The 21,674-nt window shown below is 59.3% G+C and carries 21 protein-coding genes and 2 tRNA genes; 16 read left to right on the top strand and 7 right to left on the bottom strand.

The genetic code is table 11. From position 1 onward, the window contains the following. Window positions 1–17 precede the first annotated feature (17 nt). Window positions 18–3,173: an efflux RND transporter permease subunit gene (locus GA0061102_RS19940; RefSeq protein WP_092852461.1), complete on the top strand. Its 3,156-nt coding sequence runs from the start codon at window positions 18–20 to the stop codon at window positions 3,171–3,173. A gap of 52 nt (window positions 3,174–3,225) precedes the next feature. Here GA0061102_RS19940 and GA0061102_RS19945 read toward each other — a convergent pair whose 3' ends face one another. From GA0061102_RS19945 to GA0061102_RS19955, 3 genes are all read right to left on the bottom strand, one after another. After that, on the bottom strand, window positions 3,226–3,969 hold the full coding sequence (locus GA0061102_RS19945; protein WP_092852561.1) for a metallophosphoesterase: 744 nt from the start codon (window positions 3,967–3,969) through the stop codon (window positions 3,226–3,228). A 231-nt stretch (window positions 3,970–4,200) separates the two neighbouring features. Continuing rightward, on the bottom strand, window positions 4,201–4,674 hold the full coding sequence (locus tag GA0061102_RS19950; RefSeq protein ID WP_092852463.1) for a VOC family protein: 474 nt from the start codon (window positions 4,672–4,674) through the stop codon (window positions 4,201–4,203). 101 nt (window positions 4,675–4,775) lie between these two features. Continuing rightward, on the bottom strand, window positions 4,776–5,522 hold the full coding sequence (locus tag GA0061102_RS19955; RefSeq protein WP_092852465.1) for an SDR family oxidoreductase: 747 nt from the start codon (window positions 5,520–5,522) through the stop codon (window positions 4,776–4,778). A 112-nt stretch (window positions 5,523–5,634) separates the two neighbouring features. Between GA0061102_RS19955 and GA0061102_RS19960 the strand changes: the two genes are divergently transcribed. Next, window positions 5,635–6,558, top strand: coding sequence for a LysR family transcriptional regulator (locus tag GA0061102_RS19960; protein WP_092852467.1), 924 nt, complete (start codon window positions 5,635–5,637; stop codon window positions 6,556–6,558). On the opposite strand, the gene pdxA is transcribed toward GA0061102_RS19960, so the two are convergent. Together pdxA and GA0061102_RS19970 are read right to left on the bottom strand one after the other, a co-directional pair. Continuing rightward, complete coding sequence (pdxA, locus tag GA0061102_RS19965) at window positions 6,555–7,571, bottom strand: 4-hydroxythreonine-4-phosphate dehydrogenase PdxA (RefSeq protein ID WP_092852469.1); 1,017 nt, start codon at window positions 7,569–7,571, stop codon at window positions 6,555–6,557. The genes GA0061102_RS19960 and pdxA overlap by 4 nt on opposite strands. Continuing rightward, the gene (locus GA0061102_RS19970) at window positions 7,568–8,749 is read right to left on the bottom strand and encodes a four-carbon acid sugar kinase family protein (protein ID WP_092852471.1); all 1,182 of its coding nucleotides are present in this window, start codon (window positions 8,747–8,749) and stop codon (window positions 7,568–7,570) included. Before GA0061102_RS19970 ends, pdxA begins: the two co-directional genes overlap by 4 nt. A 242-nt stretch (window positions 8,750–8,991) precedes the next feature. Between GA0061102_RS19970 and GA0061102_RS19975 the strand changes: the two genes are divergently transcribed. Continuing rightward, window positions 8,992–9,339 carry a CAP-Gly domain-containing protein gene (locus GA0061102_RS19975; protein WP_092852563.1) on the top strand — a complete coding sequence of 116 codons (348 nt, stop codon included), beginning with the start codon at window positions 8,992–8,994 and terminating at the stop codon, window positions 9,337–9,339. Window positions 9,340–9,363: 24 nt separating this feature from the next. On the opposite strand, the gene GA0061102_RS19980 is transcribed toward GA0061102_RS19975, so the two are convergent. Next, a complete protein-coding gene (locus tag GA0061102_RS19980) occupies window positions 9,364–10,428 on the bottom strand; it encodes a D-alanine--D-alanine ligase family protein (RefSeq protein WP_092852473.1) in 1,065 nt (354 codons plus the stop codon). A 437-nt stretch (window positions 10,429–10,865) separates the two neighbouring features. Between GA0061102_RS19980 and GA0061102_RS19985 the strand changes: the two genes are divergently transcribed. Continuing rightward, the gene (locus GA0061102_RS19985; RefSeq protein ID WP_092852565.1) at window positions 10,866–11,450 is read left to right on the top strand and encodes an SLATT domain-containing protein; all 585 of its coding nucleotides are present in this window, start codon (window positions 10,866–10,868) and stop codon (window positions 11,448–11,450) included. Window positions 11,451–11,454: 4 nt separating this feature from the next. Further along, entirely contained in the window at window positions 11,455–12,777 is a 1,323-nt protein-coding gene (locus GA0061102_RS19990; protein ID WP_092852475.1) for a reverse transcriptase domain-containing protein, read from the top strand. A gap of 110 nt (window positions 12,778–12,887) precedes the next feature. Here the strand turns inward: GA0061102_RS19990 and GA0061102_RS19995 are convergent. Then, a tRNA-Thr gene (locus tag GA0061102_RS19995) sits at window positions 12,888–12,962 on the bottom strand. 155 nt (window positions 12,963–13,117) lie between these two features. Here GA0061102_RS19995 and GA0061102_RS20000 point away from each other — a divergent pair. From GA0061102_RS20000 to GA0061102_RS20050, 11 genes are all read left to right on the top strand, one after another. Then, complete coding sequence (locus GA0061102_RS20000) at window positions 13,118–13,366, top strand: hypothetical protein (protein WP_245298074.1); 249 nt, start codon at window positions 13,118–13,120, stop codon at window positions 13,364–13,366. 161 nt (window positions 13,367–13,527) lie between these two features. Then, a complete protein-coding gene (murA, locus tag GA0061102_RS20005; protein WP_092852477.1) occupies window positions 13,528–14,820 on the top strand; it encodes a UDP-N-acetylglucosamine 1-carboxyvinyltransferase in 1,293 nt (430 codons plus the stop codon). A gap of 216 nt (window positions 14,821–15,036) precedes the next feature. Then, complete coding sequence (locus GA0061102_RS20010; RefSeq protein WP_092852479.1) at window positions 15,037–15,480, top strand: DUF2948 family protein; 444 nt, start codon at window positions 15,037–15,039, stop codon at window positions 15,478–15,480. Window positions 15,481–15,539: 59 nt separating this feature from the next. Beyond that, window positions 15,540–16,838, top strand: coding sequence for a histidinol dehydrogenase (gene hisD, locus GA0061102_RS20015; RefSeq protein WP_092852481.1), 1,299 nt, complete (start codon window positions 15,540–15,542; stop codon window positions 16,836–16,838). 3 nt (window positions 16,839–16,841) lie between these two features. Continuing rightward, entirely contained in the window at window positions 16,842–17,315 is a 474-nt protein-coding gene (locus GA0061102_RS20020) for a UPF0262 family protein (protein ID WP_037151803.1), read from the top strand. 5 nt (window positions 17,316–17,320) lie between these two features. Then, window positions 17,321–17,788, top strand: coding sequence for an arsenate-mycothiol transferase ArsC (locus GA0061102_RS20025; protein ID WP_092852482.1), 468 nt, complete (start codon window positions 17,321–17,323; stop codon window positions 17,786–17,788). Between the two features lie 142 nt (window positions 17,789–17,930). Further along, a complete protein-coding gene (gene infA, locus GA0061102_RS20030; protein WP_004117876.1) occupies window positions 17,931–18,149 on the top strand; it encodes a translation initiation factor IF-1 in 219 nt (72 codons plus the stop codon). 114 nt (window positions 18,150–18,263) lie between these two features. Continuing rightward, window positions 18,264–18,884: a Maf-like protein gene (locus tag GA0061102_RS20035; protein WP_092852483.1), complete on the top strand. Its 621-nt coding sequence runs from the start codon at window positions 18,264–18,266 to the stop codon at window positions 18,882–18,884. A gap of 5 nt (window positions 18,885–18,889) precedes the next feature. Continuing rightward, window positions 18,890–19,105, top strand: coding sequence for a DNA gyrase inhibitor YacG (gene yacG / locus GA0061102_RS20040; protein ID WP_092852485.1), 216 nt, complete (start codon window positions 18,890–18,892; stop codon window positions 19,103–19,105). Window positions 19,106–19,301: 196 nt separating this feature from the next. Then, window positions 19,302–19,377: transfer RNA gene (locus tag GA0061102_RS20045), tRNA-Phe, on the top strand. Window positions 19,378–19,715: 338 nt separating this feature from the next. After that, complete coding sequence (locus tag GA0061102_RS20050) at window positions 19,716–21,662, top strand: PrkA family serine protein kinase (protein WP_092852487.1); 1,947 nt, start codon at window positions 19,716–19,718, stop codon at window positions 21,660–21,662. Window positions 21,663–21,674: the final 12 nt, after the last annotated feature.

The following is a 21,674-nucleotide window of genomic DNA, read 5'->3' on the forward strand; positions in this document are numbered from 1 at the left end:
TCGAGAGGGACGACATCATGTCCATCAACAGCACCTCCTCCGAGAGGAAGCGTTTCAACCTGTCGCGTTGGGCGATTGCCCATCCAAGCATCGCGCGCTTCCTGTTCGGGCTCATCATCATCGCCGGCGCGCTCGGCCTGACCCATATGGGCCAGAAGGAAGACCCGGATTTCACCTTCCGCGTCATGGTCGTGCAGACCGTGTGGCCCGGCGCTTCCCTGCAGGACATGGAAGACCAGGTGGTCAACAAGATCGAGCGCAAGCTGCAGGAAACGCCGCATCTCGATTGGGTCAAATCCTACACCCGTGCCGGCTTTGCCATCACGACAGTCCAGATCAAGGGCGATACCAATACGGCCGAGGTGAAGGATGCCTTCTACCAGATCCGCAAGAAGATCGGCGATATCAACAACGAGCTGCCGTCCGGCCTGCTCGGCCCTTATTTCAACGACGAGTTCGGCGATACCTTCATCACGCTGCATTCGATCAGCGGCGACGGCTATACCTATCCGGAGCTGAAGAAATTCGCCATCCAGGCGCGCGACATGCTGCTCTCGACGCCCGGCGTCGAGAAGGCCACCATCATCGGCGACCAGGCTGAGCAGATCTATATCGATGTCTCTTCCAAGGTTCTGGCCGAGCGTCGACTGACGCTCACCGATTTGAAGAGTGCCATCGTCGGCCAGAACAATGTCGATCCCGCCGGCACCGTCGATACCAGCACGCGTTCGGTGCGCATCTCGGTCGGAGGCGACGTCAACAAAATCGAGGATATCAAGAACCTGCGGCTGACCGCCGGCGGCCAGGTGACCCGCCTTGGCGACATCGCCACGGTCACCGCCGGTCTGCAGGACCCCTACACCGCCAAATTCCTGTATAACGGCCATCCGAGCGTGCAACTCGGCGTCGTTATGGCCAATGGCTTCAAGGTGACCGATGTCGGCAAGTCTGTTGAGGAAACCTACAAGCGCTTCGAGGCCTCGCTGCCGGTCGGCGTTCAGGTCGATCAGATTGCCAACCAGCCCGACGTTGTGACCGACGCTATCAGCGAGTTCATGCATGCGCTCGGCGAAGCTCTCGTCATCGTTCTGATCGTGTCGTTCCTGTCGATCGGCTGGCGCTCCGGCCTCGTGATCGCCATCGCCATTCCGCTGGTGCTGGCAGCCACCTTCGCCATCATGTACGAGTTCGGCATCGACCTGCAGCGCATCTCTCTCGGCGCGCTCATCATCGCCCTCGGCCTGCTGGTGGATGACGCCATGATCGTGGTCGAGCTCATGGAGCGCAAGCTGGAAGAGGGGCTGGTGAAGCTCGATGCCGCCAGCTTCGCCTATTCCTCGACCGCCTTCCCGATGCTGACGGGTACGCTGATCACGACCGCCGGCTTCATTCCGGTGGGATTTGCGGCGTCGACGGCCGGCGAATATGTCCGCACGCTGTTCTACGTCGTCGGCATAGCGCTCGTGATCTCCTGGTTCGTCGCAGTCTATTTCACGCCCTGGCTCGGCTATATGATCCTCAGGCAGCGCCATCATGCCGGCGAGCATCATGACGTGTTCGATACGCGCTTCTATCGCCGTCTGCACTCTTCAGTCGCCTGGGCCGTGCGCCATCGCATCATCGTTCTGGCTCTGACGCTTGCCGCCTTCGTCGGCAGCTTGTGGTCCTTCCAGTTCATTCCGCAGAACTTCTTCCCGCAGTCGTCGCGTCCGGAAATTCTGGTCGATCTCTGGCTGCCGGAAGGCACCAGCATCAAGGAAGTCGAGCGGCAGGCGCAGGCCTTGGAAGCCCGCATGGCCGATGATCCGGACAAGCGCTTCATCGCCACCTATGTCGGCCAGGGCGCGCCGCGCTTCTTCCTGCCGCTCGATCAGCAGCTCACCAATCCGAACTATGCCCAAATGCTTGTTATGGCCAAGGACGAGCCGGCCCGCGAGCGTCTGATCGTCAAGATGCGTGGCATCCTGGCAGCAGATTTCCCGTCGGTCCGCGGCAAGGTCGATCGCCTGTTCCTCGGCCCTCCCACAGGCTGGCCCGTGCAGATGCGCGTCATGGGTCCGGACCGGCAGCAAGTTCGCCATATTGCCGACGAGGTGAAGCAGCGCTTTGCCCAGAATCCGCTGCTCGGCGCCATCCATGATGACTGGCTCGAGCCGGTGCCCGCCATGAAGCTGGTGATCGATCAGGACCGCGCCCGCGCCCTCGGTGTCACCTCGCAGCGCATCCGCCAGATGCTGCAAGCTTCGATGTCCGGTGTCACGCTCGACAACTATCGCGAGGGCGAGGAAACCGTCGGGATTGTTGCCCGCGAGCCGGAGGAAAGCCGTCATCTGCTGACGTCGGTCAACTCGGTCTATATTCCGACCGACTCCGGCGGTTTCGTGCCGCTATCGCAGGTCGCCAAGATCGTGCCTGCGATGGAGCAGGGCATCGAATGGCGCCGCGACCGCTTGCCGACCATCACGGTGCGGGCAACCCTGCCTGACAACGTGCAGTCGAACGACGTGACGGCCAAGCTCTATAACGACATGGCTGATCTCAGGAACAGCCTGCCGGCCAGCTATAAGATCCAGATCCAGGGCGGTGCCGAAGACAGTGCCGAAAGCCAGGCCTCGATCGCTGCCAAGGCGCCGATCATGCTCGTCGTCATCGTTGTGCTGTTGATGGTGCAGCTGCAGCACTTCGGCAAGGCGATGCTGGTGCTGGCGACCGGCCCGCTCGGCATCATCGGCGCGGCAGCGGCCCTCTTGATCAGCGGTGCGCCCTTTGGCTTCGTAGCGATCCTCGGCGTCATCGCGCTGCTCGGCATCATCATCCGCAACTCGATCATTCTCGTCGACCAGATCGACCAGGATATTGCGGCGGGTATGGACCGGAAGGAAGCGATCATCGGTTCGGCCGTGCGTCGTTTCCGGCCGATCATGCTGACGGCGCTGACGGCCGTGCTGGCGCTGATCCCGATTTCGCGCGGTGTCTTCTGGGGTCCGCTCGCCTATGCGATGATGGGCGGCATTCTCGTGGCGACGATCCTGACGATCTTCGTATTGCCCGCCGGCTATGCACTGTTCTTCGGCCGCGAGCCGAAGAACAAATCGGCCGAGCCGCCGGCCAAGGATCAGTCCGACGACGAGGAGAATACAATCCAGCTTCCCCCCGCGATGGCGGCGGAGTGAGGCACCTGAGAAACAAACCCCGGCTTCAGGCCGGGGTTTTCGTTTGGGCTGTCTAAATCGGTGGCAGAATCATCTGTCTGCCGTTGGCGATCTTGAGGATCGTCAGGGTTCCGCCCATGGAAACGGCTGTATCGATGCCAATGCGGCTTAGGCCGAAAACGGGATGGGAGCCCGGCGTGTGACCGTGGATCACCAGTAGCGGCAATTGCGGCCCCTCTGACAGGAACGGCTCGCGGATCCACATCAGATCCTCATCCGTCTGCTCGCCTAAACCAACGCCCGGCTGGATGCCTGCATGGACGAAGAGCGTCGAGCCGAGAGTGACGGCTACGGCCAGCGAGCGCAGCAGATCGACATGTGCTGGCGGCATTGCCTTGAGGGTCAGGTCGCGCAGCTCCCCAATGCTATACCCCAGGTCGAAAAGCACATGTCTGGCGTCGATGCCATAGGACAGAAGCGTCGGCAGCGCGCCGAACTCAAGCCAGTGGATATTGGCATCGGGATCGTCCAGAAAGCGCAGGAAGGCATCATCGTGATTGCCGCAAAGAGCATAGCGGTCGAAACCTTCGGGCGGCGGGGCGCAGAGATGCGCCAGGACATCGCTCGAGCGCGGCCCACGATCGACATAATCGCCGAGATACATCAGCAGCTTTCGGCCGGGAAGGCCGCGGGCATCCTCAACGATGCGTCTTTCGGCCGCCACCATCTCATCGTAGCTGCCATGGATATCGCTCAGTGCATAGATCGCCGTGTAGTCGCGTCCAGTGAGATCGATACGGCCCCGTTGATGCTGCATGAAATCGACCGTTTCCTGCCGGGTCGCGCCTGAATGGCCGCGGCAGTCCAATTGCTTGAAATGGTTTCGAGAAACCCGATTTTGACAAGCCTGCGCAAGACGGTATTCCAAGCATCGATTTATCGCAAGTCTTGCGGGCACCGGCATTGGTCCGAATCGTTGAAATTGCGGGGAATTTAGCGTCACCCTTGTGCGGTCGCACTTTGTACAACCTCCCAATAGTCAAGATGTTCAGCCGCGATAGGCGGCTTCGAGGCCGGCAATATCGAGCTTGACCATCTGCATCATGGCCTGCATGACGCGGGCGGCCTTGGCCGGATCCGGATCGGCGATATACTTGCTGAGCACGGTCGGCACGATCTGCCAGGAAACGCCGTAACGGTCCGTTATCCAACCGCATGCCACGGGTGTTCCGCCATCGGCAAGCCCGTCCCACAGGCAGTCGACTTCGGTTTGATCGACGCAATCCACCTCCAGCGAGATGGCGTGGGTGAACTCGATGCGGTTGCCGCCGTTCAGCGCCATGAAGCGCTGATCGGCAAGCGTGAAGTTGACGACGAGAACCTGATCGGCCTTGCCGGCGGGCGTGTCGATAACGTTCTTCTGCACATGATCGATACGGGAATTCGGAAAGAGCGAAACATAGAGGTTCGCTGCTTCCTCTGCTTCTCGTGCAAACCACAGGCATGGGGCAATCTTGGACATCGTGTGCTCCTCTCTCCTATTGGATGCCCGTAGGACGAAAGAGGAGCGGCAAGACCGACAAGGGGCGAAAATTTTTTTGAACCCATGCCGGGCGGTGGCGTTTATACCAACCGTCCGCCACCATCGATATGCAGGACCTCTCCCGTCACGAAGCGGTTCGCCATCAGGAAAAGGATCGCCTGTGCGATATCCTCCGGCCGGCCGATATTGCGGCTGGGCAGGGTCGAGGCGGTCTGTTCGAGCACCTGCCGCTTGGCCTCGCCCATCAACCCGTCGAGCAGCGGGGTATCCACCCATCCCGGCGAAACCGCGTTGATACGCATCGGCGACAGTTCAATGGCAAGGGCGCGAACCGTACTTTCGACCGCGGAGACGGCGGCTGCCACGATCGCACCGATGGCGGCGGGGCGGGAGGCGAACTGCCCAGAGGTCATGGTAATCGAGCTTGCCGCATGCAGAAGGGGAAGAGCAGCCTTGATGGCGAGCAGGGGTCCGATCAGGCGCTCGCGGATGACCTTCGAGAGATCTGCCTCCGACTGATCCTTGAGCGACTGCAGGTGCACCGTTCCGGCGGTGATCAGCAGATGATCGATCCTGTCGATCCCTGCAAATATCGCCGGCTGCGGGGCGGCGATGTCTGCGACAATCTGGGTCGCGCCGCCGACCACTTCGGCAGCTTCCCGAAGACGCTCAGGATTGCGGGATACCAGAAAGAGATTTGCGCCGGCATTCTTGGCCTGCCTGGCGGTCGCTAGCCCGATCCCCGAGGAGCCGCCGATGATGACGATGTTCTGCCCCTGGAACGACTGAGCCTGTGTATTACCCGTTTGAATGGTGCTGGTCTGCAAGACTGGTTCTCCGATTGGATTGTTGACCGGCCCGAACATCGTCGATCGGCATATGCTTTAGAAGAAAGCGAATGACGATGTCATTTATCGTAAAAGACGATAGAATGCGGCCATGGATATGCTTTCGGCCATGCGCATCTTCACTCGTGTCGTCGAACGCGGCAGCCTTTCGGCCGCCGCGCGCGATCTCGGCCTCGGTCAGCCCACCGTAAGCGAACGCGTCGAAAAGCTGGAAAAGCATTTGGGCGCGCGGCTCCTCTACCGGACGACACGTTCGGTGCAGGCGACCGATGCCGGTGCACGCTTCTACGAATATGCCAAGCGCGCCATCGAAGCAGCCGAGGAGGCGGAGGCTTCCGTCGCCTCGGCCGAGACATCTTTGACCGGAACGTTTCGGATCGCAGCGCCGCATGGCCTTGGAGAGATGACATTGCCGAGGCTGCTCATCGAATTCCAGACATTGCATCCGGCTCTGGCTGTAGATGTGACCTTGAACGATCGCTTCGTCGATCCGATGACCGAAGGTGTGGATCTCTCTATCCGTATCGGCGAGATCGGCAGCGGCAATTTCATTGCGCGCCGGCTGGGGACGATGCGGCGGCTCCTGCTGGCCGCTCCCGGCTATATCGAGCGGCAAGGGCTGCCGCGCGAACCGGCAGAGCTTGCGGCCCACCCCTTCATCCGTTTCACCGGTTTCGCGGCGGATGAGCGCCTGCATCTGATCGATCTCGACGGCGGGCCGATAGAAGTGCCCATCCGCACCGCATGGCGCGTCAATCACTGGCGGCCGCTCATGGAGGCGGTGCTGGCGGAAAGGGGAATAGGTGCATTGTTCGCTGCCGTCTGTGGCCGGGAAATCGCTGATGGACGGCTCGTTCCCGTGCTGCCCTCCTATGAGTTCAGGCGAGTGGACGTCCATGCCATCTATCCACCGGGGCCGCGCCCGGCTGCCCGGACGAAAGCCTTTCTTGCGCTGCTCGCCGAGCGGACCGATCTGCTTTTTGGCGAGACATCCGGGGCTTCTCGAGCGTCCTAACGGCCGGCCGCAAGCCTTTCGGCGAATTCGATCGCCTCGATCAGGCTGCGTTCATTGGCAATGCCCTTGCCGGCGATGTCGAAAGCCGTGCCGTGATCGACGGAGGTGCGCACGATCGGCAGGCCAAGCGTGATGTTGACGCCGGAAAGATCCATCCACCTTCCCGTTGCCGGATCGATTTCGAACCCCAGCAGCTTGACCGGGATATGGCCCTGATCGTGATACATCGCGACAACCGCATCATATTGGCCAGCGCGCAGCTTGACGAAGACGGTATCGCCGGGGACGGGGCCGACGATATCGAGCCCGTCGGATACTGCCTTGGCGATGGTGGGCGCGGAGATGTCGATATCCTGACGGCCGAAGAGCCCGCCTTCGCCGGCATGCGGATTGAGCGCCGCCACCGCAATCTTCGGCCTGGCGATGCCGAGATGCTTGAGTGCCTGGTCGGTCAAGTCGATGACGAGCCGCAGCCGCTCAGGCGTCAGGCGCTTTGGCACATCCTCCAGTGCGACATGGGTGGTGACGTGGCTGACGCGCATATTGCCATGGGCCAGCATCATGACAGAGCCGCGCGCGCCGGTGAGTTCCGCCAGCAGTTCGGTGTGGCCGGCATAGTGGAAGCCGGCCTTGTTCAATGCTTCCTTGTTGAGCGGCGCAGTGACGATACCACCGACCTTGCCCGACATGGCGAGCTGAACGCCCTTTTCGACCGCCTTGAAGGCCATGCGGCCGCCATCGGCTGAAAGTTGGCCGGGCAGGATCGGTTCGCCTTCGGCATCGGCCTGAATGAAGCAGAGGTTCGGCCAGCCGCTCTCCATCTGCGCTTCAGGGATCTTGATATCGAGGCCGAGCTGCTGTTCGGCGAAGCGCAGGGCAGGGCCGCTGCCGATAATCGTTAGTTTCAACTTACCGTCGTCAAGCCTGTCCTTCAGTTGGGCTGCGGCCTTGACGATGATTTCCGGGCCGATGCCGGCGGGATCGCCCATGGTGATTGCAAGGTGCCGCGTCATGGTTCTTCTCCTCCGGCGATCAGCGCGTTTTCATTCAGGAGATCGCGCCATAGGGTGGGGCCGCCGAATGCGCCTGATTTGGAGATGACCGTGGTCCCTTGCCACGGGCCGCCGACAATCGTCGAGCGCGGCAGGCCGGGCGCTGCCTGGCCGGTGATGCTGAGGGCGGTGACGCTGAGCGCCGAGCAAAGATTGCGTAGAGTCTCGCCACCGGCGACAATCAATGTGGCGGGAGCAGGCAGTGCACTCGCTATGCTGCCGAAGGTTGCCGCGATGCGCTTTGCTGCATCGTCGCGATCAAGCCCCGCCGGCAGATCGAGGCTGACCATGGCGACACCGCTCTGCTGGATCTGGCGATCGACGGCGTCGGCGTCCGCACCTTCCGCAAGCTTCAGCCAATAGGGGCCGCATGCCTGGAGTTGCGCCAGCGTGATTGGCTGGTCCGAGCCGAACAGGCCGAGCACCGGCCTTTGCAGCCGGCGCGAAACGGGCACGGCCGGCGCCGGGCGCTTTTTGCCTGAGGGTTTTTCGGGATGAGGGCGATGATGCGTCGCCAGGTCGATATTCCGTGCAAGGGCCCGGGCCAGCCCGCCGGTGCCGCTCCAAAGGACCGGTCCCTCCAGCTGCGATGATACCCATGCGATGACGGCGTCCAGATCGTCGTCCGAATGGGCATCGAAAACATGGATGCCATCGGGAATGAGCTGGTTTTCAACGCCAGGCGTCGTGTTGAAGGCAGGCAGTCCTTCGGCTCGCAAGTGAGCGACCAGATCGCCGCTGACATCGCGCCAGGCGTCTTTCCCGGCAAACAGCACCTGCCGTCCGCCCCTTGTGTGCCGTCCGTGATGCGGAAAAGCCGGCGCGAGGATGCAATGCCGCCAGTGGCCGAGCCGGAAACAGGCAGCGAGCTCCACCGCCCAGGGGCCGCGAAACAGGCTATCCACCTTCTTGAAGGCAAGATCGGCACCCTCCAGCAGCGGCGCGATGCCGCCGACGATAATCTCAGCTTCGGCAGCCGTTTTCTCGCGCGTGCCGCTGTCGATCGCCAGATAATCCGGCAGGCTTGCCGGCAGCGCATCTTCGCGCTGCACCTCGATCGGCCCGTAGACACCGACGAATTCGACTGCGGTATCGAGCGCGCCTGTGAGATCGTCAGCGATGAGGCGGAGGGTGGGCATGAACTTAACGAGCCTTCAGCGGGCCTTGCGGGTATCGGATATGGACGTGAAAGCCAAACCTTACGGCTGTTCGGACGAAGCGCAATCTTCAGCCTTCCATGAAGGATGTCAACGGGTTGCTTTGTCAACGCTTCATTGATCCTGGCTGCGACATTCGTTGAGTTTACTCCGTGGCGCATATACGGATATGCTTGTATCTGAACGATGCAGCGGGTTGCTCCCGCCGCTTCAAGGAGGGCTGGGTGAGTTACGATTTCCATGTGGGCCAGAAGGTCGTCTGTATCGATGACAAGTTCAAGCATGTCAGCATCGATCAGCTGATCCGCAAGGGGACGATCTACACCATCCGCTGGGTCGGCGAATACACGCATTATGTCGACGGCACCTTCATCGGCGTGAAGCTCGAGGAGATCCATCGCGGCAATGATGACGGCCCGGAAGGTTATGGCGCTGCCGACATGCCCTATCGCGCCAGCCGCTTCCGCCCGCTGGTGAAGGACAAGATCGCCTCGCTCAGAAAGCTGCTGGCACCGACGCCCGATGCGCCGGCCGAGCCGAAGGTCAAGACCAAGAAGACGGAAAAGGTCTGATGGCGGGCGTCGCCGACCTGCGAACTAGGCCTGCCGCGCCCGCGCAAGCCCATGCTCGATCAGGCGGCCAACGAGCTCCGGATAGGAAATGCCCGAGGCGCCCATGGCCTTGGGATACATGCTGATGTTGGTGAAGCCCGGCATGGTGTTGATCTCGTTGATGACGACGCTTCCATCCGGCGCCAAGAAGAAATCGACGCGCGCCAGCCCTTCGCAGCCGAGCGCGCGGAAGCCATCCGCCGCCATCCGCTTCAGCACGTCTGCCGTCTCGGCCGGAATATCCGCCGGCACGGTGACGACGGCGCCGTCCTGATCGAGATATTTCGCCTCGTAGGAGTAGAAGCCATGCGCCGGCGCCGTGGCGATCTCGCCCGGCACCGAGACGAAGAGCGTACCATCAGGCTCTTCCAGAACAGCGCATTCGATCTCGCGGGCGCGGACGAACTCCTCGACCAGCACCTTGCGGTCATGCCGGAAGGCCTCGGCCAGCGCGCTTTCGAACTCTGCGGCATCCTGCACCTTGCTGACGCCGACCGACGAGCCCTGGCGCGTCGGCTTGACGAAGACGGGCGAGCCGAGCGTGGCTGCGATCTCATCGAAATCGGGCTTTTCGCCGCGCGTTAGCGTGACGGAGCGGGCCACCGGCAGGCCGGCCTCGCGCAGCAGGCGCTTTGCCATATCCTTATCGATTGCGTTTGCCGAGCCCAGAATGCCGCAGCCGACGAGGGGGAGGCCGACGATCTGGGCGAGGCCCTGAATGGAGCCATCCTCGCCGTTCAGCCCATGCAGCACCGGAAACAGCACGTCGACCGCAGGCAGTTCGCGCGCGTCCGAGCCTTCCAGCGCCATCAGTCGCCCCTTGCCGCCCGGAGCCAGGCAGACTTCCGTGCCTTCATAGGCAATCGGCTCCGGCAGCGCGCCGCCCTTTTCCGTAACCAGCAGCCAGCGCCCGGCGCGATCGATCAGGATCGGCACGATCTCGTATCTCCCGCCGTCGATCGCCTTGATGACATTGCGGGCCGACATGACGGAAACCTCATGCTCGGTGGACTGACCGCCAAACAGAACGGCGACGCGTAGTTTCGACATTGAGGCTTCTCTCCCGGGGCAAGATGGATGTGATGGGAGAAGGGTTTAAATGGGGGATTGCAGCTAAATTGGGGAGGGGGTGGGGGTGGCCGTGCTTTCGGGAACTGTGTTTGTGTGTGGACCAAATATTGCACATGTAATTTTACTAGGCCACCCGCATTGTTTTGTAAGAGGTCAATGGTCGTAACTCACAAAGCTCGTAGGTTTGTTAGATCCATATCACGCGAGTAAATACTTACCCGATCTAGTTGAAAAGAATCCCTTTGTAGCTTACTTAAGTTTTGGTCCGGGCGGAGTGAAGAAATTCACTAGCTCACGTATGTGGGTTATGGTTATCAAGAGAGGTTCGCCTGAGCTTATGCTGCATTCGTTTTACGAGTGCTTAGTCGCTATGAGTGTTTGCGTCCGGACCACCTCAGAATTTTTGGTTTATCATGATGGCAGCATCCACGATTGATAACATTAACGACCGTATATGGATAACCTCTAGGGTCCGGATGATTGCCGAGAGCAAGGCGTTGAGGAATCAAAAATTTAGTTATGTTGCCGTAACTTATTACTCTCTATTTACAGTAATTTTATCAATATTCTCTGCTTATTATACCAAATCATATCCACTGTTGGAGCAGATTAATCTTTCAGCTTCTGTTGTTGTACTGGTCGCTTCTCTAGTTGCGGGCGGCTTCCGATTTGAGGCGAGTGCGTCTTTTTATCGGGAATGTTACTTGAAACTTCAAAGGCTTCATGCAGAAGATCTGTCGCCGTTAGATAAATCAAGGCAATACAACGAAATACTATGGGATTACCCTAATCATTCTAATAGAGATTACTATGATTTCCTTGTTAGCCAAATTTGCTTTGAAGGAAATAAGCTCAAAAATGGCGATCACGAACTAAATTATACGTATTGCATGTTGTTTTCGTATTTATTTAGGCGCGTTATATACTATGGGGTGCTAGCGATCCTCTTTTTTGTCCCATTGTTGTTTCTCTTTGCTCCTTTCATTTTGCTCATGGGCTAAATAAATGAAAGCGAAGGATGTTTTTGAGCAAGAGTTCGCATTTGAACGACTGATGGCGATTTTTGATGATCGCATCTCGGAGACTTCCACGGTAGGAAAAGACGGGGTTCATCCCTCCGCTTTCACTCAGTCATTAGACAGTGAGATAGGTCGGATAGCGGAGAAAGTCAGAAACGGCACTTACCATTTTACGGCGTTTAAACAGAAGCTAATCTTAAAAGGTCCCCGCAAGCCCCCTCGCGAGATCTCCATAGCAACCGTCAGAGACCGGGTTACCCTACGTGCTCTCACTAATGCGCTGATGTCAATCTTTGGAGACGCGCGTCTGCCGCCTGCACATTATATCATCGAGGAAATTTCTGATTTCATTCGGCCGTTAAACGATGACTATTCATTTATCCAAATAGACATCAAAGATTTTTATCCGAGTGTTGTGCATGATGAGTTGATGCATCGGCTGAGAAGGCGAATACGCTACAAGCCATTCCTCAATCTTATCCTCAAGGCGGTTCAAACACCCACTGGCGACGTTGATCGAGGCGATCGTAACCCTATCGGAATCCCGCAGGGTCTTAGCGTCTCAAATATTCTCTCTTCGATTTACATGACCGATTTTGACTCGACGGCGCAATCTAAGTTTACTTACTTCAGATATGTTGATGACATTATTATTGTTTGTAAAACGTTGGAGGCTAAGCGTAATTTCCGGCTAGTTAGTCGGCGGCTGGAGCGAATAGGTCTTCGCTGCCACCAACTGACCGACAATAGCAAGACCAAGATAGTTCCGCTCTCAAAGGGGGTGGACTACTTAGGCTATCATCTCACGCCATCGTTAATATCTGTTCGGAAGAGCTCTTATCGTAGGATGATCGAAAATATCATGACTGTCGTAACGAGCGCAAAATATAATGCAAACCAGGCGAAGATATTGATGAGACTGAACTTGAAGATCACGGGCTGTATCTTCAATGGCAAGCGAATGGGCTGGATGTTCTTTTTCTCTATGACTGAGGACATCAAACAGCTTCAGAGGCTTGATGCTTTCGTCTCTCGGGCATGGCGGCGCCTAGGGATGGAACAATATGGACACCCAAAGCGGTTCGTAAAGGCTTATCACGAGATCAAGTTTAATCTCTCTGGTTCACGATATATTCCTCATTTTGACGATTATACGATGGATCAAAAAATGGAACTTATCTCTGTTATGCTTGTGAGGGATATCGCTGAGATTGCTACTTGGACACCGGATCGAATCAACAGGCAGTTCTTGCGATTAATTAAAAAGGAAGTGGCGGAGCTTGAAAAGGATATTACTCCGCTCAGTTAAACATTCAGGCTGCGCAGGTGGAGTTGCCCATTGTAATTTTCCTCGGCTATCCGTTGCGGAAGGCTGATTAAAAATCATGCCTGGAGAGTTTAGATTTTCAGAGAAAAAACTGGTGCTGCTAGAGAGATTTGAACTCTCGGCCTCTCCCTTACCAAGGGAGTGCTCTACCCCTGAGCTATAGCAGCAATCCGTGGCGCGGGTAGGTGCGCCGTATTGGGCGAGGCGGCTATTGCCATAGGTCGGGGCGGAGTGCAAGCCGCAAATTGCAAGTTCTTTGAAAGATCGTTGGAAAAAATGTGTCGGTCTTTTGAAGGCTGAGGTTTTCGGCTATGGAAAAGCCATGGGTGCAGACAAGACGAAAATCGATGAAGGGCAGGCTTTGCAGGGTGGTTCGACGCCCGGTGAGGCAGGCGAAGGCGTGAAGCAGATCACCGAGGCGGATCGGCGGCGGGAGCGTGCGGCGCAGAAGCTCAGGGAAAATCTTTCGCGGCGCAAACAGCAGGTCCGGGCACGCCGCGCCGGCCAGGCCGACGAGACGGATGGGCTGCCGGCGGCAAAAGCAAAGACTGCAAAAACAGGGGATGAGTAGGGCGTTGCCGCAAAAATGGACGAATCGCAATGATTGATGTCGCCCATCATCAAACGAATTGAAGCCTTCATCTATTTCGTCTAAACAGCGCTCTCTCCCCAAATGCGTGGAATTTGGCGCACGGAACTTCAGGAAAGGCGGGCCTCGCCCGTATTGCACATATGGATCGTATCAGGATTGTCGGCGGCAATGAGCTCAACGGTATCATTCCGATCTCCGGCGCCAAGAATGCCGCCCTGCCGCTGATGATCGCCTCGCTTCTGACCAGCGATACGCTGACGCTCGAAAACGTGCCGCATCTGGCCGATGTCGAGCTTTTGATGCGCATCCTCGGCAATCACGGCGTTGACGTCGCCGTCAATGGCCGGCGCGAGCGCCAGGAAGACGGCTATTCCCGCACCATCCATTTCACCTGCCGCACCATCGTCGACACGACCGCACCTTACGAGCTGGTCGCCAAGATGCGCGCGAGCTTCTGGGTCATCGGGCCGCTGCTCGCCCGCGAGGGGCAGGCGCGCGTTTCGCTGCCCGGCGGCTGCGCCATCGGCACGCGCCCGGTCGATCTGTTCATCGAGGGTCTCGAGGCGCTCGGCGCCACCATGGAAATCGACGGCGGCTATATCAACGCCACCGCGCCGAAGGGCGGCCTCATCGGCGCCCGCTACGTCTTCCCGAAGGTTTCCGTCGGCGCGACGCATGTGCTGATGATGGCCGCGACGCTTGCCCGCGGCACGACCGTGATCGGCAATGCGGCGCGCGAGCCTGAAGTCGTCGATCTTGCCAACTGCCTGATCGCCATGGGCGCCAAGATTTCCGGCGCCGGCACCAGCACGATCACCATCGAGGGCGTCACCTCGCTCTCGGGCGCCCGTCATCGCGTGCTGCCCGACCGCATCGAGACCGGCACCTATGCCATGGCCGTCGCCATGACCGGCGGCGACGTCACGCTCGAAAATACCGACATGACGCTGCTCGATACCGCGCTCGAAAGCCTGCGCCGGGCCGGCGCCGACGTTTCGCCGACCAACAACGGCATCCGCATCATGCGCAATGGCGGCGGCATCAAGCCCGTCGACGTCGTCACCGATCCGTTCCCCGGCTTCCCGACCGACCTGCAGGCGCAGTTCATGGCGCTGATGACCCGCTCCTCGGGCATTTCGCATATCACCGAGACCATTTTCGAAAATCGCTTCATGCACGTGCAGGAGCTTGCTCGCCTCGGCGCCAAGATCTCGCTCTCCGGCCAGACGGCCCGCATCGAGGGCGTCGAGAAGCTGAAGGGCGCGCCGGTCATGGCCACCGACCTTCGCGCCTCCGTCTCGCTCGTCATTGCCGGCCTTGCCGCCGAAGGCGAGACGCTGGTGTCGCGCATCTATCACCTCGATCGCGGCTTCGAGCGGCTGGAAGACAAGCTGACGCGCTGCGGCGCCGTCGTCGAGCGCATCAGCGACTAAGGCGCGCGATTTCGCGAGACAGCTCCGTTTCGTGCCTATCGCTGTCGCAAAACCGTGACACGGTTTTGCGTGGCATGCGTTAATTCCATCTGATGGCGCGAAGAGAGCGGGCAAGCCCGTTTTCTTCGGTTGCGTCTTTGGCGCTCTCATCTTATGTCCACAGAAGAGAAACGCTGGAAACGGCGTTTGACTGGCGCGATCGGGGATAAAGGGCGAATGAGCGATCTCAAGCTAATGGCACTCGACAACGAAGATCTGGATGTCATTTCTGCCTATATGCAGGATAGCGTTTTCAAGGTCGGCGACATGTCCTTTGCGCCGAAGCAAGAGCAGTTTTCGCTTGCTGCCAATCGCTTCGCCTGGGAGCAATCCGATCGGCGCAGCAAGCCTTACGAGCGCCATCGTGCCGCGCTGGTGTTCAAGCGCGTGCAGGCGGTCCGTTCCAATGGCATCAACCAGCGCAACCGCGACGAGGTGCTGTCGCTGCTCGCCATCCGCTTCGATCAGAGAGGCGAGGGCCCCGACGGCACGATCGAGCTGGCCCTTGCCGGTCAGGCCACCATTGCGCTCGATGTCGAATGCATCGAGGCCCAGCTTGCGGATATCGGCGGCGCGTGGGAAACGGCGCACAAGCCAAGGCATCCGGATGCGGGCGAATAGGCTTGTAACGGTTGGATACGGCCGCTGAACGCGGCCTCGATGGAAGAGGAATATCAGCATTGGCTATCTGGCTGGATCAGGCGTCTGAAGAGTTCGAACAGCAGTTTGCCGCTTTCCTGACGACCAAGCGGGAAGTGTCCGAGGATGTGAACGCCGTGGTGCGTGCCATCATCGACGATGTGCGGACGCGTGGTGATGCAGCCCTTGCGGACTATTCCAGCAAGTTCGACGGCGTCGATTTCGCCACGACGCCGATGCGCGTCAGCGAAGCGGAGATCGATGCGGCGATCGAGGCTGTTCCGGCCGAGGTTCTGGGCGCGCTGAAGGTCGCCGCCACCCGCATCGAATCGCATCATCGCCGGCAGCTGCCGAAGGACGATATCTATGAGGACGATCTCGGCGTCGGCCTCGGCTCGCGCTGGACGGCGATCGAGGCTGTCGGCCTCTATGTGCCCGGCGGCACGGCGAGCTATCCGAGCTCGGTGCTGATGAATGCCGTGCCGGCCAAGGTCGCCGGCGTCGACCGCATCGTCATCGTCGTGCCGACCAAAGATGGCGCCGTCAATCCGGCCGTGCTTGCCGCCGCGCGCATGGCCGGCGTCGAGGAAATCTATCGCATCGGCGGCGCGCAGGCAATTGCAGCGCTTGCCTATGGTACCGAGACGATCGAGCCGGTCTACAAGATCACCGGTCCCGGCAATGCCTATGTGGCTGCTGCCAAACGCCAGGTCTTCGGCACCGTCGGCATCGACATGATCGCCGGCCCGTCGGAAGTGCTCGTCATCGCCGACAAGAACAACGATCCGGATTGGATCGCCGCCGATCTCCTCGCACAGGCCGAGCATGACGAAAGCGCGCAATCGATCCTGATTACCGATGATGCCGAATTCGGTAGGGACGTGGAAGCGGCGGTCGAGCGACAGCTTGCGCGGCTCAGCCGGTCCAAGACGGCGGCCGCAAGCTGGCGCGATTTCGGCGCTGTCATTCTGGTTTCCGAGCTGAAGAAGGCCATTCCGCTTGCCAACCGCATCGCGGCCGAGCATCTGGAACTTGCGGTTGACGATCCCGAGCCGCTTCTGGCCGGTGTCCGCAACGCTGGCGCCATCTTCGTCGGCCGCCACACACCGGAAGTGATCGGCGATTATGTCGGCGGCTCGAACCATGTACTGCCGACGGCCCGCTCCGCACGCTTCTCCTCCGGCCTTTCCGTGCTGGATTTCGTCAAGCGCACCTCGATCCTGCGGCTCGGTGCGGAGCAGCTTCGTGCACTCGGGCCGGCGGCGATCGCGCTTGCCAATTCCGAGGGGCTGGATGCACATGCGCGGTCCGTTGCGATCCGCCTCAATCTCGAAGGGTAAGGCATGGCCAAGGGCGTCTTCCGGCTGAGCGATGTGGTCCTGGACGACACGATCGGCCGTTCGACGCCGGATGTCGAGCATGAGCGCGCCGTCGCCATCTTCGATCTGATCGAAGAAAACAGCTTCGAGCCTGTTGGGCATAAGGGCGGACCTTATCTGCTCAACCTGTCTCTGGTCGACCAGAAGCTCGTCTTCGACATTCGCGTCGAGGATGGCAGCATGGTCGCCACGCATATCCTGTCGCTGACCCCGTTTCGCCGGATCGTCAAGGACTACTTCATGATCTGCGAGAGCTATTACGAAGCGATCCGCTCAGCCACCCCCAGCCGGATCGAGGCGATCGACATGGGCCGGCGCGGCATTCACAACGAAGGCTCTCAAACGCTTATGGATCGGCTGGACGGCAAGATCACCGTGGATTTCGACACGGCGCGCCGGCTCTTCACGCTTGTCTGCGTACTTTATTGGCGCGGGTGACCGGCATGGAGCTGCCGCAGGCGATCGAGCACAACGGCAAAGCGCCCGGCGCCATCCTCTTCATGTGCGGGCTCAATGCCATCCGTTCGCCGATGGCCGAAGCCATCGCACGCAGCATGCTGCCGCAAGGCACCTATATCGCGTCTGCCGGCGTGCGGGCCGGCGAGCGCAATCCCTTCGTCGATGTGGTGCTGGACGAGATCGGGCTTTCGCTCGGGCGCCGGCAGCCGCAGACCATGGAGGAGCTGGAAGATGATTTCTTCGATATCATCATCACGCTCTCGCCGGAGGCCCACCACGCCGCCCTGGAATTGACGCGAGCCAAGGCCGTGGAGGTCATCTATTGGCCGACCATCGACCCGTCGGCGACCGATGGCACGCGCGAACAGGTTCTGGATGCCTATCGCGAAGTTCGGGACCATCTGCTGGGCCTGATCGAGAACCGACTTGTGGAGCATCGCGGTTCGCTTTAGAGCTGCCGATGAAACAAATGCAGAAACCCTTATCAACGAGGTTCACAAAACCGCGACGATTGTGTAGTTTCCGCGCAATTTCCGGCGACCCCCGGCTTTTTGCCATGGGCGCCGGCCTCAACCGACAGGAAAAGAAGCTTTAATGCCGAAAGAAGAAGTCCTCGAATTTCCCGGTGTCGTCACCGAACTCCTGCCGAACGCGACCTTCCGCGTGAAGCTGGAAAACGAGCATGAGATCATCGCCCACACGGCGGGCCGCATGCGCAAGAACCGCATCCGCGTTCTTGCCGGCGACAAGGTGCTGGTGGAAATGACCCCCTATGACCTGACCAAGGGCCGCATCACCTACCGTTTCAAGTAGTTCGCCGCTCTCGGTTCAAAGAAGTGGAGCATGATGTCGCCCGAAAACGGCCGACACTTTTCGGCATCATGCTCTGGAGCCGGTTCTCATTCCCGCATGACAGGTCGAGGTCTGATGGCGTTGAAACACAAGCTGATACTGGCTTCCGGATCGCCGCGCCGCGTCGAACTCCTGCACCAGTCAGGCATCGAGCCCGCGCGCCTCATGCCCATGGACATCGACGAGACGCCGAAGAAGTCGGAGCATCCGCGCTCGCTGGCGCGGCGGCTTTCGGGGGAAAAGGGCGAGGCGGCGTTTGCGGCCGTCAGAAGCGATGCCGCCTGGCAGGGCAGCTATATTCTGTCTGCCGATACGGTAGTCGCCGTCGGGCGGCGCATCCTGCCGAAGGCGGAATTCGTGGATGAGGCTTCGTCGGCGCTGCATCTGCTTTCGGGTCGCGGCCACGTCGTTTATACCGGCATCTGCCTGATCACGCCGGACCGCAAGCTGCGCCAGAAGGTTGTCGAGACCAAAGTGCGCTTCAAGCGGCTTTCCGGCCGCGATATCGAAATGTATCTGGCATCGGGCCAGTGGCGCGGCAAGGCGGGAGCCTATGGCATTCAGGGGCTTGCGGGCTCCTTCGTGCAGAAACTTGTCGGTTCCTACACCAATGTCGTCGGATTGCCGCTTTATGAAACCATGCTGCTGCTGGCGGGCGAGGGCTTTGATGTCCACGCCGGATGGCAGGAAGGATAGCGACCATGGCGAAGATCGATGAGATCAAGGTAGGCTCGAAGATCGAGCCGCTGCGCAAGACGCGCCCCTGCGCGGAATGCGGCCAGCCCTCGGCGCGAGAACACTATCCTTTCTGTTCGGATCGTTGCCGCGAGCTCGATCTTTCGCGTTGGCTGAAGGGCTCCTACGCCATCCCCGTCACCGAGGATGAGACGAAGGCCGACGGTTCCGATCAGGGCTGAACGCGGTTTTCCCGTGCTGCCCGACCTTACGAACCCCTTCATTTTGTTCGCGAATTACCAAAATTCCATTTCCTGTCAAAAAAGAGTCATTTGCTGCTGGACATGGCCGAACAAGATGCTATAACCCCGCTCGCTTCCGGGGCGAACCAACCGCCCAGTGCCTGCCAAGGCCCTTCGTTTGACGTGAAGTCTGGATGCCCAGATAGCTCAGTTGGTAGAGCAGCGGATTGAAAATCCGCGTGTCGCTGGTTCGATTCCGGCTCTGGGCACCATCTTTTCTCCCAAATCATGCGGACAATAGAGTTCGACGCTGGCTTTGACCAATTGTTCGTTGAGATCGGGTTTTCACATGGAAAGCTCGTGTGAGTTCCCTAGCGAGAATATGCATCCTGTGATGATGTTATTGTCATCACAACAACTTGAAGGTTGTGCTTCATTAATTCGGTGTACGAGTACTTCAAGATGTTGATGGCATTCACAATCAGGCGTACGAATTATTGTACGAGTCACCTATTGATTCGAAGCGACTGATACCGCACCTTAGATACTAGCGGGATACGTGATCTCGTTAAGTCCGGCGTTTATTGCAATAGCAAGCTATCGAGGCGCCATGTCAAACAACGATGTTCTATTCAGCACGTTCGCCCGTACTTTCGAAGCACGGCGCGAAGCCGAGATGTCATTCTCCGAGTACCTGGAAGCGTGCCGGGACGACTCGCTCATGTACGCAAATGCGGCGGAGCGGCTGCTGGCAGCCATGGGAGAACCACTGCTGATCGATACGGCCAAGGACACGAGACTTGGGCGTATCTTCATGAACCGGACGATCCGGACCTATCCGGCTTTTTCGGGCTTCTTCGGCATGGAAGAGACGATAGAACGTATCGTCGCCTTCTTCCGGCATGCTGCTCAAGGGCTGGAGGAGCGCAAGCAGATCCTCTATCTGCTCGGGCCTGTCGGCGGCGGCAAGTCATCGCTCGCCGAGCGTCTGAAATCGCTGATGGAAGTTCACCCCATCTACGTGCTTAAGGCCGGCAACGAGCTGAGCCCGGTTTTCGAGAGCCCGCTCAGTCTCTTCGACCCTGTCACCATGGGACCGATGATTGAGGAGCGCTACGGCATCCCGCGCCGGCGTTTGACCGGTCTCATGAGCCCTTGGTGCCTGAAGCGGCTGGAAGAGTTCGAAGGCGATATTTCCCGTTTCCGCGTCGTTCGGATGCAGCCCTCCAGGTTGAGGCAAATCGGCGTCGCCAAGACGGAGCCGGGTGACGAGAACAACCAGGATATCTCCTCGCTGGTCGGCAAGGTGGATATCCGCAAGCTCGAAAGCCTGGCGCAGAACGATCCCGATGCCTACAGCTATTCGGGTGCCTTGAACCGTGCCAACCAGGGCATTCTCGAATTCGTCGAGATGTTCAAGGCGCCGATCAAGATGCTGCATCCGCTGCTGACGGCGACCCAGGAAGGCAATTACATCGGCACCGAGAATATCGGCGCTATTCCCTTCTCGGGCATCATTCTGGCGCACTCCAACGAGTCGGAATGGCAGACCTTCAAGGCCAACAAGAACAATGAGGCCTTCATCGACCGCATCTGCGTCGTGAAAGTTCCCTATTGTTTGCGGGTCACCGAAGAGCAGAAGATCTACGAGAAGCTGATCGAGGAATCCGAACTCAGCGACGCGCCCTGCGCGCCGTCGACCTTGGAGACGCTCGCCCGCTTCACGGTTCTGACGCGACTTTCCAAGCATGAGAATTCGACGGCCTTTTCCAAGCTTCGCGTCTATGACGGCGAAAGCCTGAAGGAGACCGATCCGAGGGCACGCAGCGTACAGGAATATCGCGACTCGGCCGGCGTGGACGAAGGTATGGACGGAGCATCCACCCGCTTCGCCTTCAAAGTGCTGGCAGCGACCTTCAACTACGATACGACCGAGATCGGCGCCGATCCGGTGCACTTGATGTATATGCTGGAGCAGGCGATCCGCAGGGAGCAGCTGCCGCTCGAAACCGAGAAGCTCTACATCGAGTTCATCAAGAGCGAACTGGCGCCGCGCTATGCCGAATTCATCGGTCACGAGATCCAGAAGGCTTATCTGGAATCGTATTCCGATTACGGCCAGAACCTCTTCGATCGCTACGTCGACTATGCCGACGCCTGGATCGAGGATGTCGACTTCAAGGATCCCGACACGGGCCAGCTTCTGGACCGCGAGCTTCTCAATCAGGAGCTCACCAAGATCGAGAAGCCGGCCGGCATCGCCAACCCGAAGGACTTCCGCAACGAGATCGTCAAGTTCTGCCTAAGAGCACGGGCGAGCCATGGCGGCAAGAACCCATCCTGGACGAGCTACGAGAAGATCCGCGAAGTCATCGAAAAGCGGATGTTCTCCCAGGTCGAGGATCTTCTGCCGGTTATCTCCTTCGGATCCAAGAAGGACGGCGAGTCCGAAAAGAAACATGCCGAATTCGTCGATCGCATGATGGCGCGAGGCTATACCGAACGTCAGGTTCGACGGCTTGTGGAATGGTACATGCGTGTGAAACAGGCGGGATGAGCCACCAAGGAA

This window comes from Martinezella miluonensis (assembly GCF_900094545.1).
GTDB classification, from domain to species: domain Bacteria; phylum Pseudomonadota; class Alphaproteobacteria; order Rhizobiales; family Rhizobiaceae; genus Rhizobium; species Rhizobium miluonense.

Excerpts from the sequence above, each read along its gene's own strand:
- GA0061102_RS19950 (WP_092852463.1), bottom strand. The coding sequence starts at position 4,674 with ATGTCCAAGATTGCCCCATGCCTGTGGTTTGCACGAGAAGCAGAGGAA.
- infA (WP_004117876.1), top strand. The coding sequence starts at position 17,931 with ATGCCGAAAGAAGAAGTCCTCGAATTTCCCGGTGTCGTCACCGAACTC.
- GA0061102_RS20020 (WP_037151803.1), top strand. The coding sequence starts at position 16,842 with ATGGCCAAGGGCGTCTTCCGGCTGAGCGATGTGGTCCTGGACGACACG.
- murA (WP_092852477.1), top strand. The coding sequence starts at position 13,528 with ATGGATCGTATCAGGATTGTCGGCGGCAATGAGCTCAACGGTATCATT.
- GA0061102_RS20050 (WP_092852487.1), top strand. The coding sequence starts at position 19,716 with ATGTCAAACAACGATGTTCTATTCAGCACGTTCGCCCGTACTTTCGAA.
- GA0061102_RS20025 (WP_092852482.1), top strand. The coding sequence starts at position 17,321 with ATGGAGCTGCCGCAGGCGATCGAGCACAACGGCAAAGCGCCCGGCGCC.
- GA0061102_RS20035 (WP_092852483.1), top strand. The coding sequence starts at position 18,264 with ATGGCGTTGAAACACAAGCTGATACTGGCTTCCGGATCGCCGCGCCGC.
- yacG (WP_092852485.1), top strand. The coding sequence starts at position 18,890 with ATGGCGAAGATCGATGAGATCAAGGTAGGCTCGAAGATCGAGCCGCTG.
- pdxA (WP_092852469.1), bottom strand. The coding sequence starts at position 7,571 with ATGACGCGGCACCTTGCAATCACCATGGGCGATCCCGCCGGCATCGGC.
- GA0061102_RS19945 (WP_092852561.1), bottom strand. The coding sequence starts at position 3,969 with ATGCAGCATCAACGGGGCCGTATCGATCTCACTGGACGCGACTACACG.
- GA0061102_RS19940 (WP_092852461.1), top strand. The coding sequence starts at position 18 with ATGTCCATCAACAGCACCTCCTCCGAGAGGAAGCGTTTCAACCTGTCG.
- GA0061102_RS19985 (WP_092852565.1), top strand. The coding sequence starts at position 10,866 with ATGGCAGCATCCACGATTGATAACATTAACGACCGTATATGGATAACC.
- GA0061102_RS19980 (WP_092852473.1), bottom strand. The coding sequence starts at position 10,428 with ATGTCGAAACTACGCGTCGCCGTTCTGTTTGGCGGTCAGTCCACCGAG.
- GA0061102_RS20000 (WP_245298074.1), top strand. The coding sequence starts at position 13,118 with ATGGGTGCAGACAAGACGAAAATCGATGAAGGGCAGGCTTTGCAGGGT.
- GA0061102_RS20010 (WP_092852479.1), top strand. The coding sequence starts at position 15,037 with ATGAGCGATCTCAAGCTAATGGCACTCGACAACGAAGATCTGGATGTC.
- GA0061102_RS19960 (WP_092852467.1), top strand. The coding sequence starts at position 5,635 with ATGGATATGCTTTCGGCCATGCGCATCTTCACTCGTGTCGTCGAACGC.
- GA0061102_RS19990 (WP_092852475.1), top strand. The coding sequence starts at position 11,455 with ATGAAAGCGAAGGATGTTTTTGAGCAAGAGTTCGCATTTGAACGACTG.
- GA0061102_RS19970 (WP_092852471.1), bottom strand. The coding sequence starts at position 8,749 with ATGCCCACCCTCCGCCTCATCGCTGACGATCTCACAGGCGCGCTCGAT.